The following is a 15,522-nucleotide window of genomic DNA, read 5'->3' as shown; positions in this document are numbered from 1 at the left end:
CAACACAGGACCTGTATCATTATGGGTGAGACTGCCTTGCTCAATCTTGCATCTGCGCCCGCCGCGACCCGTGTCGGCACGACGGCCGGAGAGCGTTTCCTGGTGCTGGATTCCTGGCGCGGCATCTGCGCGCTGCTGGTGGCGCTGTTCCACTTCCCGACCACCTCGATAGTGTCGCAGAGCGCCTTTGTCGGCGGCTCCTATCTGTTCGTCGATTTCTTCTTCGTGCTCTCCGGTTTCGTCATTGCCAGCGCCTATGGCGGGCGGCTCGCCGGGCAGGACGACCTTGCACGGTTCGCGCTCGTGCGTTTCGGCCGCATCTATCCGCTGCATCTCCTGATGCTCGCCGCCTTCGCCGGCTTCGAGGCGCTGCGGCTCGTGCTGCCGGCGCTTCACGGAACGGGCCCGGCGCCCTTCACCGCAGGCTTCGACCTGAAGAGCCTGGTCGCCAACCTTTTCCTTCTGCAGGGCATGGGTGTTGAGGATCATCTGAGCTGGAACGCGCCGAGCTGGAGCATCTCGGCCGAGTTCTTCACCTATCTGCTTTTCGCCGCCGTCGTGCTCACCGCCGGCCAGCGTGCCTGGATATGGCTCGTCGCCGCAGCCGTGACGGCGCCGCTTTTCCTGCTCGCGGTCTCGACGCGCCATATGGACGTGTCCTTCGATTTCGGCTTCATCCGCTGTCTTTACGGCTTCTCGCTCGGCGCGCTGCTTGCCTGGTTTCAGCACGATTCCATTGCAGAGGCGCGACAGGCGCTGAGCGGCGGGGCAGGGCGCCTCGCCTGGACGCTGGCCGAGCTGGCGATGATCGTCGTGATCGCGCTGTTCGTTTCGGTGGCGGGAACGAATGACGCCGGCATTGCCGCACCGGTCGTCTTCGCGCTGGCGCTTTATCTCTTTGCCCATGAGGGCGGGTGGGTCAGCTTGGCCTTGCGCAGCCGGCCGATGCTGCTGCTCGGCTCGCTCTCCTATTCGATCTACATGGTCCATATCTTCGTCCAGGCCCGCATGATCAATGTCGGCGGCCTGATCGAACGCAAGCTTGGGCTCGGCATAGTCGGCGACCTGATGCTGCGCGGCGACCATGCGACCGGCTTCGGCACCGGCTCGCCCTGGATCGGCTTCGCGGCTTTGGCCGCGATGTTGATCGCCGTCATCGCCGCGTCATGGTTCACATGGCGCTTCGTCGAAATGCCGGCGCTGGCCTGGTTCCGCCGCCTTTCCAAGCGGATTTGATCCAAAAACTAGCCGGCTTCGTTCACTGCGCTGTCATGGGCATCGCCTAACCGGGTCCCAACCCGGAACGGAGCGATTCCCCGATGCGAACACTCTGGCTGAGCCTTGCCTTTTCCGCCGCCCTTGCCACCGTTGCGGGGCAAAGCTTAGCCGGTGAAAGCCGGGCCAGCCAGATTCTCGACCGCTTCGAGCATGCCAACCAGTGGCGTGACCATGTGATGATCGCCGCGCATCGCGCCGGCAGCATGCAGGCCGGCAAGACGCTTTACGCCGAGAATTCGCTGGCCGCGGTCGAGGGCTCGATCGCGATCGGCGCCGAGATCGTCGAGGTCGACGTCCGGCGCGCGAAAGACGGCGAGTTCGTCATCATGCATGACAGCTGGCTCGACCGCACGACCACGTGCAAGGGCGAGGTGGTGAAATACACGCTGGCCGAGCTTAAGAAATGCCGGCTGGTCGTCGAGGGCACGGGCGCCGTCACCAAAGAGACTGTATCGACACTGCGCGAGATGCTGCTGACGACCAGGGACCGGATCCTGATCAATCTCGACAACAAGCTGGAGGTGACCGACCTGCCTAGCATGGTCGCGGAGGCGCGCGATCTCGGCATGGCCGATCAGGTGATCGTCAAGGAGAATCTCTGGAACCGGCAGCGCATCGATGCCGCGAGCGCGGCGATTACCCAGGCCGGTGGCGGCTTCCAGTTCATGCCGATCCTTGCCGACGACGCCGTGCATGATGCAGTTTTCGCCAGCGAGGTCGACAAGGCCTTCGCGCCGCGCGCCGTCGAATTGATCACTTGGCGCAACGGCGCCGAGACGCTGACATCGGCCGGCGGGCCGCTGTTCAGCGCCCGCATGCGGGCGGAAGCGGCGCGGGGCGACTGGCACCTCTGGGCCGACACCTACGCCGTCGTCAACAAGCCGGGCGGCTTCCTCGCCGGCGGTCGCGGCGACGAGCTTGCCGTCGCCGCCAGCCTGCCGCGCGAAGCCTGGGGTTTCTGGGTCGACCGCGGCGCTACCATCATCCAGACCGACGAGCCGAAAGCGGCGATCGCGTGGCTGGCCGCCAATGGCTATCGCGTGCCTTACACGACGGACATCAAGCAGGCTGAGCCGGCGCATACGGCGAGTATCAATTAGAGCGCGGCGCTGGAGCGAATAATCTCCCCCCTTGAGGGGGAGATGGCCGGCAGGGCAGAGGAGGGCGCTGTCCCGCCGGCCTATCCAGTGTCTAGGTCAATCGCGCCCGCATTCCCAAGTCATTATCGATCGCAAGCTCGTTAGGGACGGCGTTCCTTCGCGCCCCCCTCTGGCCTGCCGGCCATCTCCCCCACAAGGGGGGAGATCAGCTAATCGTCCATCACGCCGCCTTCGCCACGCTCTCCAACTCGCCGAGCACATCCCCCGACAGCTCGAGCTCCGCCGCCGCCAGATTCTCGCGCAGATGCTCGACCGACGACGTGCCCGGGATCAAGAGGATGTTCGGCGAACGCTGCAGCAGCCACGCCAGCGCCACCTGCATCGGCGTCGCGCCGAGCCGTTCCGCGACGCCCGAGAGCGTCGACGACTGCAGCGGGCTGAAGCCGCCGAGCGGGAAGAACGGCACATAGGCGATACCGTCGCGCGCCAGTTCGTCGATCAGCGCGTCGTCGTCCCTGTGCGCGAGATTATACTGGTTCTGCACGCAGACGATCTCGCAGATGCGGCGGCCTTCCGCGATCTGCGCGCGGGTGACGTTGCTCAAGCCGATATGGCGTACCAGGCCTTTGCGCTGAAGCTCGGCAAGCTTGGTGACCTGCGCCTCGATGGAGCCCTCCGCTGGGCCGTGCACCCCGAACATGATGCGCAGATTGACGACGTCCATCACCTCGAGGCCAAGGTTGCGAAGATTATCGTGCACGGCCTGTTCGAGCTCATCAGCTGTAAAAGCCGGCAGCCAGGAGCCGTCTTCCCCACGACGGGCGCCGATCTTGGTGACGATAGTGAGGTCGTCGGGGTAGGGCGATAGCGCCTCCCGGATCAGCTTGTTGGTGACGTACGGACCGTAGTAGTCGCTGGTGTCGATATGGTTCACGCCTTGCGCTATCGCTTCGCGCAGTACGGCGATGGCCGCGTCATGGTCCTTCGGCGGACCGTACACGCCTTTGCCCGCCAGCTGCATGGCGCCATAGCCGAGCCGATGCACCGAGCGGTCGCCGAGTTTATAAGTACCGGATTTGTCTACACTGGACATTGTTGCTCTCCTTCGCTGTCGGCGAGGGAGATAAGGGATGGCTGCTGTCCTGATAACAGGGTATAACCAGCACGACCTGTGCGGAAATAAGAACAATGGCGGCTGATCTCAACGACCTCCAGGCATTCATGGCCGTCGCTCGCGCCGGCGGCTTTCGCGAAGCGGCCCGCGTGACTGCAGGCAGCGCGTCAGTGCTCAGCGAAGCTGTCCGTCGTCTGGAAACCCAGCTTGGTGTGCGGCTCTTCAATCGTACCACACGCAGTGTTGCGTTGACCGAGGCAGGCGCCAGCCTGCTGGCGCGTCTTGGCCCCGCGCTGGGTGAGGTGGAGGCCGCGCTCGATGTGGTGAACGGCTTTCGTGACCGGCCTGCCGGCACCTTGCGTCTCAACGTGCCGATAAGCGCCTCGCGGCTGGTGCTGCCAAAAATCGTTCCGGGATTTCTCGCTGCATATCCGGCCATCCGGCTGGAGGTGATCGCGGAGGAGAACTTCGTCGACCTGCTGGTGGCCGGCTGCGATGCGGGCATCCGCTATGACGAACGGCTGGAGCAGGACATGATTGCTGTGCCGATCGGGCCGCGCACGCAGCGTTTCACCACCTCGGCCGCGCCAGCCTATCTCGATCGGCACGGCCGGCCGCAACACCCGCGTGACCTGCTTGGGCACGCGTGCGTGCGCGGTCGCTTTCCCAGCGGGGTCATGACGCCCTGGGAATTCGAGCGCGACGGCGAGGTGGTGCGGGTCGATACCACGGGGCCGTTGGTCGTCAGCATCGGCGGCGGCGTCGATCTCGCCATCGATGCGGCGATCGGCGGCGTCGGCATCCTTTGGCTCTTCGAGGACTGGGTGCGCTCGTATTTCGACAGCGGCATCCTGGAACCTGTGCTCGAGCCGTGGTGGCAAAGCTTCTCGGGGCCGTTTCTCTACTATCCCGGACGGCGGCTGGTGCCGGCGCCGCTGCGCGCCTTCATCGACTACATCAAGATGCCGATAGGGCACTGGTAGCAGAAAACAAAAAGGCCGCCCGGGGGCGGCCTTTTCGAAATGCTCGGACTTCGCGGCGCTTAGTGCTTCGAGAACTTGCCCCCAAGCGCTCCTTAGCGCTTGGAAAACTGGAAAGAGCGGCGGGCCTTCGCCTTGCCGTACTTCTTGCGCTCGACCACGCGGCTGTCGCGGGTCAGGAAGCCGCCCTTCTTGAGCACCGGGCGCAGGCCCGGCTCGTAGTAGGTCAGCGCCTTGGAAATGCCGTGACGCACCGCACCCGCCTGGCCGGAGAGGCCGCCGCCGATGACGGTGGCGACGATGTCGTATTGGCCGGCGCGGTTGGCCGCGACGATCGGCTGGTTGAGGATCATCTGCAGCACCGGACGCGCGAAATAGCTCGCGAATTCCTTGTCGTTGACGGTGATCTTGCCGGAGCCCGGCTTCACCCAGACGCGCGCGATGGCGTTCTTGCGCTTGCCGGTGGCATAGGCGCGGCCCGACTTGTCGAGCTTTTGGACATGCACGGGCGCGGCCGGCTGCGCGGCGATGGTGCCGAGTTCTGCGAGCGAGGAAAGCTCAGCCATTACGAAGCCCTCTTGTTCTTGGAGTTCAGCTTGGCCACGTCGAGCGTGACGGGCTGCTGGGCGGTGTGCGGATGCTCGGCGCCGGCATAGACGCGGAGATTCTTCATCTGGCGGCGGCCGAGCGGGCCGCGCGGGATCATGCGCTCGACGGCCTTCTCGACGACGCGCTCAGGGAAGCGGCCCTCGAGCAGCTGGCGCGCGGTACGCTCCTTGATGCCGCCGGGGTGGCCGGTGTGCCAGTAATAGACCTTGTCGGTGTACTTCTTGCCGGTGAACACCACCTTGTCGGCATTGATGACGATGACATTGTCGCCGTCATCGACATGCGGGGTGAAGGTGGGCTTGTGCTTGCCGCGCAGATGATTGGCGATGACAGTGGCCAGACGACCGACGACGAGACCTTCGGCGTCGATCAGCACCCACTTCTTCACCACATCCGCAGGCTTCTGCGAAAAGGTAGCCATGTTTTGCTCTCAGGTTTGACCTTTCCCGTCCAGGAGGGACAGAGAAGGCGTTTCTTGTTGCTTGGATTGACGGGATGACCGGAGCCGCTCCGCCAATAACAAAACGGCGGCCTTTGCGGGCCGCTGCTTCGGGTCGGCTTATAGGCGAGGGCGCTTGGTGCGTCAAGGTAACGGAAAACGAGTTCGTCCAATAAAATGTGGCAAAAACAATGGATTAGAGGAAAGGTATTATTTTACCACACGATAAAATCGGCGCTGACGGTCCCCGCTAGTTCCCCGACATAGGGATTTTGAAAGGTTTGCGGGTTTGTCTTGGCGTAAGATTTTCCACTCATTTCCGTGTAATCAGCGCAAACGCCGCCCCAACGTCGTCATTCTATGGCGGAGCAAGGAGCGAAGCGACGCGGCGCAGACCATAGAATCCATGCCGCGACTTGGAAGCGCCGCCACGGTGCAGAATTCTGCTCCGTTGCACCCCTTGGCGAAGGTAATGGCATGGATTCCAGGGTCTTCGCGACGGAGCTTCGCTCCTGCTCCGCCCTGGAATGACGATCGCGATGGCGCGTTTCGGCCAATCTCCAACGCGTGCCACCTGCCAACGCAAAACAGAGTTGACCGAAGCCGACCGGTCAAAATCCTTGTGCAGTGCCGCTAGTGTTTGGCTTCGATTTCCTTGCGGGCAGCGCTCGAGAGAAATGCAGATCTGGTAATACCGCGCTCGCGCGGCGGCATCGATCGCGCGCAGGACACCGCGTTCGAACGTCACGTTCGCCCTGACCACGGCGCTGTCATTGTCGATCAGCGGCACCGAGACCAAGTAGGCTCCTTCCGACAGCGCGGCACGGATATCGGGAAGCGATACGATCGCCTCGTGGCTGGATGGCTCGGGAACGGACATATCCTCGGCCCAAAGCTGCAGAGCTTCGACCGCATTCGGCACGATATCCTCCGGTACGTTGGCCGCCGAAAAACAGCCCGGAATATCGGGGAAGCGAATACCAAACGCGCTGTCGACATCCTTCTCAACCAGCGCGAAAGTAGTTCTTCATTTGCAGTCTCCTGATTGCACACGAATTCAGGTCTAGCGAATCCAGCCTGCCTGTTTGGCGATCGCGCGAGCGGTGCCGACTGGCTGATCTTTTTCCGGGTGCGGAACGACAAGCACTATGGTGCCTTTGCGGAATTTGTGATGCGAGCCCCAGACTGAGACCAGTTCGAAGCCGTCGTCCCTCAGCCGCTTTAATGATGCGGCAACTGTCACGCTCGATCAAATGCCAACCTATGCGCATCCGTTGCGGCATCAACCTGGGGAGTACCTCCTCGGGATCGAATAGGTGCCGGTGGCGTGCGCGACAGTGTGTCCGTCCGGGCCCGCGACAATATCGATGTCGAACACCATCAGGCTCTTGCCGAGCTTCAGGATCCGGCAATGGCCATCTATCGGACCGGCTTCGGCCTTGCGCATGAAATTGATGTCGAGATTGACCGTCACCGAAAGCGCGTCCGGGCCGGCATGGCTGAGCACGCAGACATAGCCGCCGATGTCGGCCAACGTGAACAGCGCCGGACCGGATACCGTGCCGCCGGGACGCAGATGCCGCTCGTCAGCGTTCAGCCGCACCGTGCAGCCGCCCGGAAAAACGTCGATCGCCTCATAGGAGGTGAAATTGTCGTTGAGCTGCGGATAGACGCTTGCCATCAGTGCATTGACTTCCGCCGCGTTGAGCATTGGCTTCAGATCGCTTTGGGCTGGCATCGGCGCGTCCTATATGAATGAGCAGCTCCGGGCGGTGCGCCTGGACCAAACGGTGCGACGGAGAAAACACGTCTCGCGGCTGTTCTTCAACCGGCAGCGTGCTAGTTCTGTTGCTCCATAGGCCGCGCGCGCTGATCGAGAGGTTTAAAAATGGCTGAAGTCGTCGCCATCAAGCCCGCCGTCGCCGACGGCCCCGTTCTTGTCAGCCAGGACGAGGGCATCCTGCGCCTCACGCTCGCCAACCCGCCGGCCAATGCGCTGTCGTTGGCGATGATGGCGGCGCTGCAGGCCGAGCTCGATCGCATGAAGACGGATAAATCCGTGCGCGTCATTATCCTGTCAGCGTCGGGAAAAGTGTTCTGTGCCGGTCATGACCTCAAGGAAATGACGGCGCACCGCGCCGAGCCGGATCGGGGCAAGGCCTTCTTCGAAAGGACCTTCGCGGCTTGCGCGAACCTGATGCAGACGATCGTGCGCCACCCGAAGCCGGTGATCGCAGAGGTCGACGGCCTTGCCACCGCCGCCGGCCTGCAACTGGTCGCCAGCTGCGACCTTGCCATCGCTTCGCACGAGGCGAGTTTCTGCACGCCCGGCGTCAACATCGGTCTGTTCTGCTCGACGCCGATGGTGGCGCTGTCGCGCAACGTCTCGCGCAAGCAGGCGATGGAAATGCTGCTCACCGGCGAGACGATCGACGCGGCGACCGCAAAGGAGTTCGGCCTGATCAACCGCATCGTGCCGCGCGAATATCTGATTCAGGTTGTCAACAAATATGCGCAAACCATTGCATCCAAATCCTCTTTGGTGATCAAGACTGGCAAGGAGGCTTTCTATGCCCAGGCCGAAATGGGGCTGGCCGATGCTTATGCCCATACCGGCCGCGTGATGGTGGAAAACATGCTGGCGCGCGACGCCGAGGAAGGCATCGGCGCCTTCATCGGCAAGCGCAAGCCCGAATGGACCGACGAGTAGCCGGCCTGAATGGAACCGCGCCATCCCATCGCTGAAGGTTCGACGTGGCTGCCCGCAAGCAACTGACGCGGCTGAAAGCGCCCTATCTCAAGCGCATCCTGCTTGAGCCGTCGCGCGTCGCCGATTGGGAGCAATATCCGTGGAACCTGCCGATCTTCCACGGCCGCGAATTCGAGTTTGAATTCGCAAGCGCCATCACCGTCATCGTCGGCGAGAACGGCACCGGCAAATCGACGCTGCTTGAAGCCATCGGCGCGCTGGCCGGCTATGACGAGGCCGGCGGCGGCAAAGGCTACCGTCCGGTCGACCATTCCATTGCCATCGACAAGAGCGGCGCGGCGCTCGCCAACACGCTGCGCGGCCATTGGCTGCCGAAAGTCACCACCGGCTGGTTCTTCCGGGCTGAATCCTTCTATTCTGTCGCCCGCTATCTCGACCGAGCCGCGCTCGAAGATCCGTTCAGGCCGCCACCACCCGATTTCCTGTCATGGTCGCATGGCGAGGGCTTTATCCGCTTCTTCGAGGAGCGTTGCCGCCGACAAGGCATCTACATCCTCGACGAGCCCGAAAGCGCCCTGTCGCCGACACGCCAGATCGAACTGCTGAAACTGCTTCAACGCATGGAGCAGTCCGGCACCGCGCAGGTGATCATGGCAACGCATTCGCCGCTGCTGATGGCTTGCCCGAACGCGCGGCTCTTTCGCATCGGCCGCTTCGGCCTCGACCTGATCGATTTTCAGGACACCGATCATTTTCGCATGATGCGCGACTTCTGCAGCGATCCGGCTGCCTTTCTCGCCGAAGCGCTGTATGAGGACGAACCATGAACCACGATACCTACGACAACAGCTACATCGCCGGCATCCTGAATTCGGTGAAGACGGTCGCCATGGTCGGCGCTTCGCCCAACGATGTGCGGCCGAGCTACTTCGTGCTGAAATATCTTTTAGCCAAGGGCTTTTCGGTGTTCCCGATCAATCCCGGTCATGCCGGCAAGCAGATCCTCGGACAGACGGTCTATGCGAGCCTCGCCGACCTGCCGCAGCCGGTCGACATGGTCGACATCTTTCGCGCTTCCTCGGCGGTGCCCGGTATCGTCGACCAGGTGCTGCAGCTCGATCCGCTGCCCAAGGTCGTCTGGATGCAGCTTGGCGTGCGCAACGATGAGGCGGCTGCCCGCGCCGAAGCTGTCGGCATCAAGGTGGTGATGAACCGCTGCCCGAAGATCGAATACGGCAAGCTGTCCGGCGAGATCGGCTGGACCGGCGTCAACTCCGGCGTTCTGTCGTCGAAAAAACCCCTGATGCGCCAGGGATTTCAGAGCTTCGGCGTAAGACAGAAATAAGCATGCGGTAGTTCGCGCAAAATTATTCCGGGACGAAATGGATTTTCCCGGGCGTTCGTCGTAGATCGCGCCCCGAACGGTATTTTCTTCTTTGCATTCCCGGCCGCGCTTCGCCAAGAATGCCCGGCGATTTTCGAACGTTAGGAGAGGGATTTCGATGACTCGTGCGCCTGGTTTCAACACTTTGGCCGTTCATGCGGGCGCAAAGCCCGATCCGGCGACCGGCGCTCGCGCCACGCCGATCTACCAGACCACCTCCTTCGTCTTCGACGATGCCGATCATGCCGCCTCGCTGTTCGGGCTGAAGGCCTTCGGCAACATCTACACGCGCATCATGAATCCGACCCAGGCGGTTCTCGAGGAACGCGTCGCGGCGCTCGAAGGCGGCACCGCGGCACTTGCCGTCGCCTCGGGCCACGCCGCGCAGGTCATCGTCTTCCACAATCTGATGCAGCCGGGCGACAACTTCGTCGCCGCCAACAAGCTTTATGGCGGCTCGATCAACCAGTTCGGCCATGCCTTCAAGAACTTCGGCTGGGAAGTTCGCTGGGCAGAAGCAAACGATCCGGCGACTTTCGAGAGCCAGATCGACGAAAGGACCAAGGCGATATTCATCGAGAGCCTTGCCAATCCCGGCGGCGTCTTCGTCGACATCGAGAAGATCGGCGACATCGCCCGCAAGCACGGCCTGCCGTTGATCGTCGACAACACGTTGGCCTCGCCCTATCTGGTGCGGCCGATCGAGCACGGCGCCGACATCGTCGTGCACTCGTTGACCAAATTCATCGGCGGCCACGGCAATTCTATCGGCGGCGCCATCGTTGACGGCGGCACTTTCGACTGGTCGAAGTCCGGCAAATACCCGATGCTGTCGGAGCCGCGCCCTGAATATGGCGGCCTCGTCCTGCACGAAACTTTCGGCAACTTCGCATTCGCGATTGCCGCCCGCGTGCTCGGCCTGCGCGACATCGGCCCGGCGATCTCGCCCTTCAACGCCTTCCTTATCCTGACCGGCCTGGAGACGCTGCCGCTGCGCATGCAGCGTCATTGCGACAATGCCGCGAGCGTGGCCGGCTGGCTGTCGAACCATCCCAAGGTTGCCTGGGTGAACTATCCCGGCCTGCCAAGCGACAAGAACAACGCGCTGCAGAAGAAATATTCGCCGCAGGGTGCTGGCGCGGTGTTCACCTTCGGCCTCAAGGGCGGCTACGAGGCCGGCATCAAATTCGTCGAGGCGCTCGAACTGTTCTCGCACCTCGCCAATGTCGGCGACACCAAATCGCTGGTCATCCATCCGGCCTCGACCACGCATCGCCAGCTTTCCGACGAGCAGAAGGTCAAGGCCGGCGCCGGACCTGACACCGTCCGCCTTTCGGTCGGCATCGAGGACGTCAACGATATCGTTGCCGATCTCGAGCAGGCGCTCGGCAAGGTCTGATATGTCGGCCTTTCTTGCGCTCAACACCGATACCGTCGAACCTGAGGCCGGCGCGCCGCTGCCGGACCGTGTGATTTCGGGCGATCCCAAATTCCGCACCTGGAATGTCGAGGAGCGCGACGGCGGCCTCTATGCCGGCATCTGGGAAGCGACGCCAGGCAAATGGCGCATCGTCTATGACGAATGGGAGTTTTGCCACATTCTGTCCGGCGTCTCGGTGATCGCCGAGGACGGCGGCAAGGCCCGCACCGTGCGGGCCGGCGACAGTTTCGTGCTGCGGCCACGGTTCAAGGGCACATGGGAAGTGCTCGAGACGACGCGCAAGGAATATGTGATCCGGCTTTGAGTGGGTTTCCGGTTGGCGAAGGCCTATCGCCTCGTCATTCCATGGCGAAGCAAGGAGCGAAGCGACGCGCGCAGACCATGGAATCCATGCCGCGACGTTAAGACGGCCATCACGGTGCAGAATTCTGCACCGCCGCATCCTTCGGCTAAAATAACGGCATAGATCCCCGGGTCTGCGCTCCGCTTCGCGTCGCTACGCCCGAGGATGACGAAGTCGGCTACGCCTCGCTCAGAAACTGACAGTCACCCGCTCCAGCCCATGAAAGTGATAGGTGTCGCGGAAGCGTGGCATCTCCGCCAGGTGTAGATTCAGCCGGTCGAACAGTGTCTTCAACGACACCTGCAGCTCCAGCCGGGCCAGCGGCGCGCCGATGCAGAAATGGATGCCGGCGCCGAAGGAGACGTTCTTCTGGTCCATGCGGGCCGGATTGAAGGTGTCGGGCTCGGCAAAAGCCAACGGATCGTGGTTGGCCATGCCGAGCAGCAGCGCCACCATCTCCCCGGGCTTGACCAAAATGCCCGGCGAAACTTCCATCTCTTCATAGGCGTAGCGCAGGAACATATGCAGCGGCGGGTCGTAGCGCAGGCATTCCTCGACCGTCGCGACATTCGCCTCCGGTGTCGCAAAGAAGCGCCGCGGATTGCCGCCTTGCGCCAGGATCGAGCGCACCGCATTGCCGGTCTGGTGCACGGTCGCTTCATGGCCGGCATTGAGAAGCAGGATGGCCGAGGAAACCAGCTCGTCTTCCGACAGCTTCTGGCCGTTCTCCTGGGCTTCTATCAAGAGCGACAGCAGATCGTCGCCGGGTTTCTTGCGCCGCTTCGCAATATAGCCGCGCAGGAATTCGGAAAAATCGCGTGCGGCGCGGTTGGCCGTCTCCTCGGTCTCGCGCGTGCGGCCATGCATGTACATGGCGACCATCTGGTGCGACCAGTCGAGCAGTTGCGGCCCCATTTCGACCGGAACGCCGAGCATTTCGGCGATGATGGTGATCGGCAAGGGCGAGGCGTAAGCGGGCAGAAGGTCGACGCCGTTTGGCTCGAAGCGGTCGATCAGCTCGTTGGCCAAGGCCTCGATGCGCGGCCTGAGCCGCTCGACCTGGCGTGAGACGAAGGCGCGGTTGACCAATGTCCGCAGCCGCGTATGCACCGGCGGCTCGAGCTCCAGCATGGAATTGGCCTCGATGGCGTCGAAGGCCGCGAGATGCGAGCGGTCGCCGCCGATGCCGCGGCTGTCGGGAATTCCGGCCGGATTCTGCCGGCCGAAACGGCGGTCGCGCAGCAAGCGGTTGACCTCATCGAAGCCGCCAAAGCACCAGAACCCATAATCTTCCCAGAAGAAGCTGTTGGCAGTGCCGTGCAGGAAGGCGTAGGCCTCGTAAGGGTTCTGCACGAAGGCTGGCTCATGCGGATCGAGCCGCAGACGGCGGCTTTTTGGATCAAACTCGAGATAGGCAGGTATCAAATCGGTCATCTCAGACCATTAGCGCGCCTTGTCGACGCGATGCCAGACCGTATCTTGGCCTGTGAAGCCGAGGCGTTGAGCCAGACGAGCGGCGTGGGCATTGCGAGCTGTCTAAGGCCGGGTTGCTCAAGGCCGGCAATGATGTCTCGAGGGCGACATCGCTCCAGTTTGATAGCCGGCTAAATGATCGAGCGTCGCGTCAGTGGCCCGTCTTCAAGATACCCGCCACTTTGGCTGCAATCGCCGCGTCGAGCGCCGGCCAGTTCGCGAGCAGCTCGCGCGGAAAGCGATAGGTGAGGCTGAGATCGTCGCCGACCTGGATGTCGCGCTCGCAGGGCGCCAGCGATTCCCCGGCACTCGGGCCGCTCAGGCAGCGGGCGACGAACGGATCCTTACCGGGACGCTCCGCAACAGCCAACACCTCGTTGAGATAGCCTGATTTTTCGCTGAAGGCGTAAACCGTCGTGCCGCCCGGGCCGGGCGTCCCCGGCTTTTCGATCAGAGCGCTGTAGATGGGCGCGAAACGGCCGCTCATGTCGCGCGACATCATGCGCGGCTCGAACGACAGGAAGATGATCTTCCTGGTCGTCGCATGGTTGAAGTCGTCGCGCGCGGCCGTGCTGTAGCCGTCCATTTCGGGATAGCGCAGATAGAGGTCGAGCCGCGAGGCGATGCCGTCGCGCCTGGCCTGATCGAAGCGGATGAAGTTTGCCGGCACGCTGATGAGATTGTTGCCCATGACGATCTGGCGCACCGTCGTGTCATCGGTATAGCCGGCCATGGCGATCGATCGTCCAAGCCATTTGCCGCCGACGCTGATGGCAATCGAAAGCAGCGCCAGCGCCGCGAAGATACAAAAGACCCGCTTCATCAAGGTCGAGTTGACGACCTCGAAGTCCGCGCTCTCGGCAACATTTGCCTCTCTCATTTGCTCTTCCCCGATCCGCCTACCTGTCTTTAGGCGGCACAGCCTGCGCGGCATGGCTCTTGCAGCGCGTTGGCACGACTGTGCGTTTTCATAGTAAACGGTTGGTAAACATGGATCCCGTTGTGCTTGTTCTTTACGCTTTCGCGGTTGGTCTAACGGCTTGCGGACTGGCCGGATCGGCCATGGAATTGCTGGCCGGCCGGCGCCTGGCCTTTGCTGAACCCTGTGTTTCGCCCATCCATATCCTGCGTTCGCTCGCGGCAACGGCCTGTGCCGGGCCGTTCATGCTCACCAACGAGGCCTTGGCCGCCCGGCGCGAGGGCCGCATCGGCACGATTGCGCTGTTGTCCTGCGGCTGCACGGCCATCGCCTGGGCGCTGGCGCTAGGCGTCGTCCTCATCGCCATTGCATCCTGGGCGACAGAGAATTTAGGGTCCTTCGAATTTGCTGGTTGAGACGATTCGGAGACGAACAATGCCGATCTATGCGATCGATGGGAAAGTGCCCGAGTTCGAGGACGCCGATACGAACTGGATCGCGCCCGACGCCACGTTGATCGGCAATATCCGGATCGGCCGCAATGCCGGCTTCTGGTTCGGCGTCGTCGTCCGCGGCGACGGCGAACCGATCATCATCGGCGCCGACACTAATGTGCAGGAACACACGATCATGCACACCGATCCGGGCTTTCCGCTGACCATCGGCGAAGGCTGCACGATCGGCCACCGCGCTCTGCTGCATGGCTGCACGATCGGCGACAACAGCCTGATCGGCATGGGCGCCATCGTGCTGAACGGCGCCAGGATCGGCAACAACTCGCTGGTCGGCGCCGGCGCCCTGGTGACCGAAAACAAGGTTTTTCCGGACAATTCGCTGATCGTCGGCTCGCCCGCCAAGGTGATAAGGACGCTGGACGAAGCGGCGATCGAGCGGCTGCGCGTCTCGGCGGCGCACTATGTGGCCAATGCCAAACGCTTCAAGGCCAAGCTCAAGACAGTGTGACGGCGGCGGGCAGCAACTCCGCCTGTCTTCATCCGCGGCGGCTGTTCATCGCTTCACGCAACAGAAGGGCGCCGGCTTCGAAATCGGCCTCCTCCGCGCCTTCCAGCGCCGTTTCGTAGTCGTCGATGCGGGTCCGCAGCGACGGGTCCGCGCCTGACAGGAGCAGCAGACGGATCGCCTCGGCGTCGCGCCGGGATACTGCATAGTGCAGGGGAGTCCAGTCGTTCACGCCGCGCATATCCGGGTCAGCGCCATGCGCGAGCAGGATATGGATGACGTCCAGCCGGTCAGGCCGTTCCGTCGACAGCGCTGCGATGATCGAAGGAAACCCGGCAGGATCCTCGTAGTTCGGGTTTGTACCGGCATCGAGCAAGGCGGTGATGAACGCGGCCGGGCTCCAATAGATCGCATATTCGAGCGGATGGCCAAGGCCGAGCTCGAATGGCATCCGCTCGTCGAACCAGCGCGCAGAGCCGCCGAGCGCCTTGCCAAGGCCCTCGAAGTCACCCGCCTTGAAGGCGTCGTCGATAGCCTTGAAAAGCCGGTGTCTGGCGCCGCGATCCTCAGGGACTTCCAGCATCGCCTTCATCCGCAACGAACAAGCCATACTGCTCCCATCCGCCTCGGCGGGGAAGGGCGTGCCGACCATGGCGCTTCGGCAGCTGAGCGCCGATTGGTTGCAGCCGGCGGGCGGCGACCGAAATGGCGGAGCCGGCCCCGGGGACAGGGGCCGGCTCCTAAAACCCGGTCGTTGGGGACGGGGAGGGTG

18 protein-coding genes and 1 pseudogene are annotated in these 15,522 nt (G+C 62.9%); 10 read left to right on the top strand and 9 right to left on the bottom strand.

The genetic code is table 11. From position 1 onward, the window contains the following. Window positions 1-21 precede the first annotated feature (21 nt). Complete coding sequence (locus tag FJW05_RS26145; protein WP_140636844.1) at window positions 22-1,236, top strand: acyltransferase; 1,215 nt, start codon at window positions 22-24, stop codon at window positions 1,234-1,236. An 83-nt stretch (window positions 1,237-1,319) separates the two neighbouring features. After that, the gene (locus FJW05_RS26140; protein WP_140636842.1) at window positions 1,320-2,378 is read left to right on the top strand and encodes a glycerophosphodiester phosphodiesterase family protein; all 1,059 of its coding nucleotides are present in this window, start codon (window positions 1,320-1,322) and stop codon (window positions 2,376-2,378) included. Window positions 2,379-2,598: 220 nt separating this feature from the next. Here the strand turns inward: FJW05_RS26140 and FJW05_RS26135 are convergent, their stop codons facing one another. After that, a complete protein-coding gene (locus FJW05_RS26135) occupies window positions 2,599-3,471 on the bottom strand; it encodes an aldo/keto reductase family oxidoreductase (RefSeq protein WP_140636840.1) in 873 nt (290 codons plus the stop codon). 95 nt (window positions 3,472-3,566) lie between these two features. On the opposite strand from FJW05_RS26135, the gene FJW05_RS26130 reads away from it, so the two are divergent. Beyond that, the gene (locus FJW05_RS26130; RefSeq protein ID WP_140636838.1) at window positions 3,567-4,475 is read left to right on the top strand and encodes a LysR family transcriptional regulator; all 909 of its coding nucleotides are present in this window, start codon (window positions 3,567-3,569) and stop codon (window positions 4,473-4,475) included. Between the two features lie 92 nt (window positions 4,476-4,567). Here the strand turns inward: FJW05_RS26130 and rpsI are convergent, their stop codons facing one another. From rpsI to FJW05_RS26105, 5 genes and pseudogenes are all read right to left on the bottom strand, one after another. Then, the gene (gene rpsI / locus FJW05_RS26125) at window positions 4,568-5,038 is read right to left on the bottom strand and encodes a 30S ribosomal protein S9 (RefSeq protein WP_140636836.1); all 471 of its coding nucleotides are present in this window, start codon (window positions 5,036-5,038) and stop codon (window positions 4,568-4,570) included. Beyond that, entirely contained in the window at window positions 5,038-5,502 is a 465-nt protein-coding gene (gene rplM, locus FJW05_RS26120; RefSeq protein ID WP_040983169.1) for a 50S ribosomal protein L13, read from the bottom strand. Before rplM ends, rpsI begins: the two co-directional genes overlap by 1 nt. 651 nt (window positions 5,503-6,153) lie before the next feature. Next, window positions 6,154-6,532 (bottom strand): annotated as a pseudogene (locus FJW05_RS26115) (type II toxin-antitoxin system HicB family antitoxin). 51 nt (window positions 6,533-6,583) lie between these two features. After that, on the bottom strand, window positions 6,584-6,763 hold the full coding sequence (locus FJW05_RS26110) for a type II toxin-antitoxin system HicA family toxin (protein WP_210239111.1): 180 nt from the start codon (window positions 6,761-6,763) through the stop codon (window positions 6,584-6,586). A gap of 39 nt (window positions 6,764-6,802) precedes the next feature. Next, entirely contained in the window at window positions 6,803-7,258 is a 456-nt protein-coding gene (locus tag FJW05_RS26105) for a PaaI family thioesterase (protein ID WP_140636834.1), read from the bottom strand. A gap of 150 nt (window positions 7,259-7,408) precedes the next feature. On the opposite strand from FJW05_RS26105, the gene FJW05_RS26100 reads away from it, so the two are divergent. The 5 genes from FJW05_RS26100 (at window position 7,409) to FJW05_RS26080 (ending at window position 11,359) form a co-directional block, all read left to right on the top strand. Next, window positions 7,409-8,230 (top strand): enoyl-CoA hydratase, encoded by an 822-nt coding sequence (locus FJW05_RS26100; protein WP_140636832.1) that lies wholly within the window; start codon window positions 7,409-7,411, stop codon window positions 8,228-8,230. 44 nt (window positions 8,231-8,274) lie between these two features. Further along, the gene (locus FJW05_RS26095; protein WP_140636830.1) at window positions 8,275-9,057 is read left to right on the top strand and encodes an AAA family ATPase; all 783 of its coding nucleotides are present in this window, start codon (window positions 8,275-8,277) and stop codon (window positions 9,055-9,057) included. After that, window positions 9,054-9,575: a CoA-binding protein gene (locus FJW05_RS26090; RefSeq protein WP_140636828.1), complete on the top strand. Its 522-nt coding sequence runs from the start codon at window positions 9,054-9,056 to the stop codon at window positions 9,573-9,575. The genes FJW05_RS26095 and FJW05_RS26090 overlap by 4 nt, the downstream gene beginning before the upstream one ends. Before the next feature lie 157 nt (window positions 9,576-9,732). Further along, entirely contained in the window at window positions 9,733-11,013 is a 1,281-nt protein-coding gene (locus FJW05_RS26085) for an O-acetylhomoserine aminocarboxypropyltransferase (protein ID WP_140636826.1), read from the top strand. 1 nt (window position 11,014) lies between these two features. Further along, window positions 11,015-11,359, top strand: coding sequence for a cupin domain-containing protein (locus tag FJW05_RS26080; RefSeq protein WP_140636825.1), 345 nt, complete (start codon window positions 11,015-11,017; stop codon window positions 11,357-11,359). A 228-nt stretch (window positions 11,360-11,587) separates the two neighbouring features. Here FJW05_RS26080 and FJW05_RS26075 read toward each other — a convergent pair whose 3' ends face one another. After that, entirely contained in the window at window positions 11,588-12,832 is a 1,245-nt protein-coding gene (locus FJW05_RS26075; protein ID WP_140636823.1) for a cytochrome P450, read from the bottom strand. A gap of 190 nt (window positions 12,833-13,022) precedes the next feature. Further along, a complete protein-coding gene (locus FJW05_RS26070) occupies window positions 13,023-13,751 on the bottom strand; it encodes a hypothetical protein (protein WP_140636821.1) in 729 nt (242 codons plus the stop codon). A 110-nt stretch (window positions 13,752-13,861) separates the two neighbouring features. On the opposite strand from FJW05_RS26070, the gene FJW05_RS26065 reads away from it, so the two are divergent. Both FJW05_RS26065 and FJW05_RS26060 read left to right on the top strand, forming a co-directional pair. Then, window positions 13,862-14,206 (top strand): hypothetical protein, encoded by a 345-nt coding sequence (locus FJW05_RS26065; protein ID WP_140636819.1) that lies wholly within the window; start codon window positions 13,862-13,864, stop codon window positions 14,204-14,206. Window positions 14,207-14,225: 19 nt separating this feature from the next. Beyond that, window positions 14,226-14,753 carry a gamma carbonic anhydrase family protein gene (locus FJW05_RS26060; protein ID WP_140636817.1) on the top strand — a complete coding sequence of 176 codons (528 nt, stop codon included), beginning with the start codon at window positions 14,226-14,228 and terminating at the stop codon, window positions 14,751-14,753. Between the two features lie 28 nt (window positions 14,754-14,781). On the opposite strand, the gene FJW05_RS26055 is transcribed toward FJW05_RS26060, so the two are convergent. Then, on the bottom strand, window positions 14,782-15,522 hold a 741-nt coding region (locus FJW05_RS26055; protein WP_348639836.1), incomplete at its 5' end, for an ankyrin repeat domain-containing protein.

Origin of the sequence: Mesorhizobium sp. B2-9-1 (assembly GCF_006439455.1) — a bacterium.
Lineage (GTDB): Bacteria > Pseudomonadota > Alphaproteobacteria > Rhizobiales > Rhizobiaceae > Mesorhizobium.
This window is presented reverse-complemented; position numbering and strand designations above follow the sequence as displayed.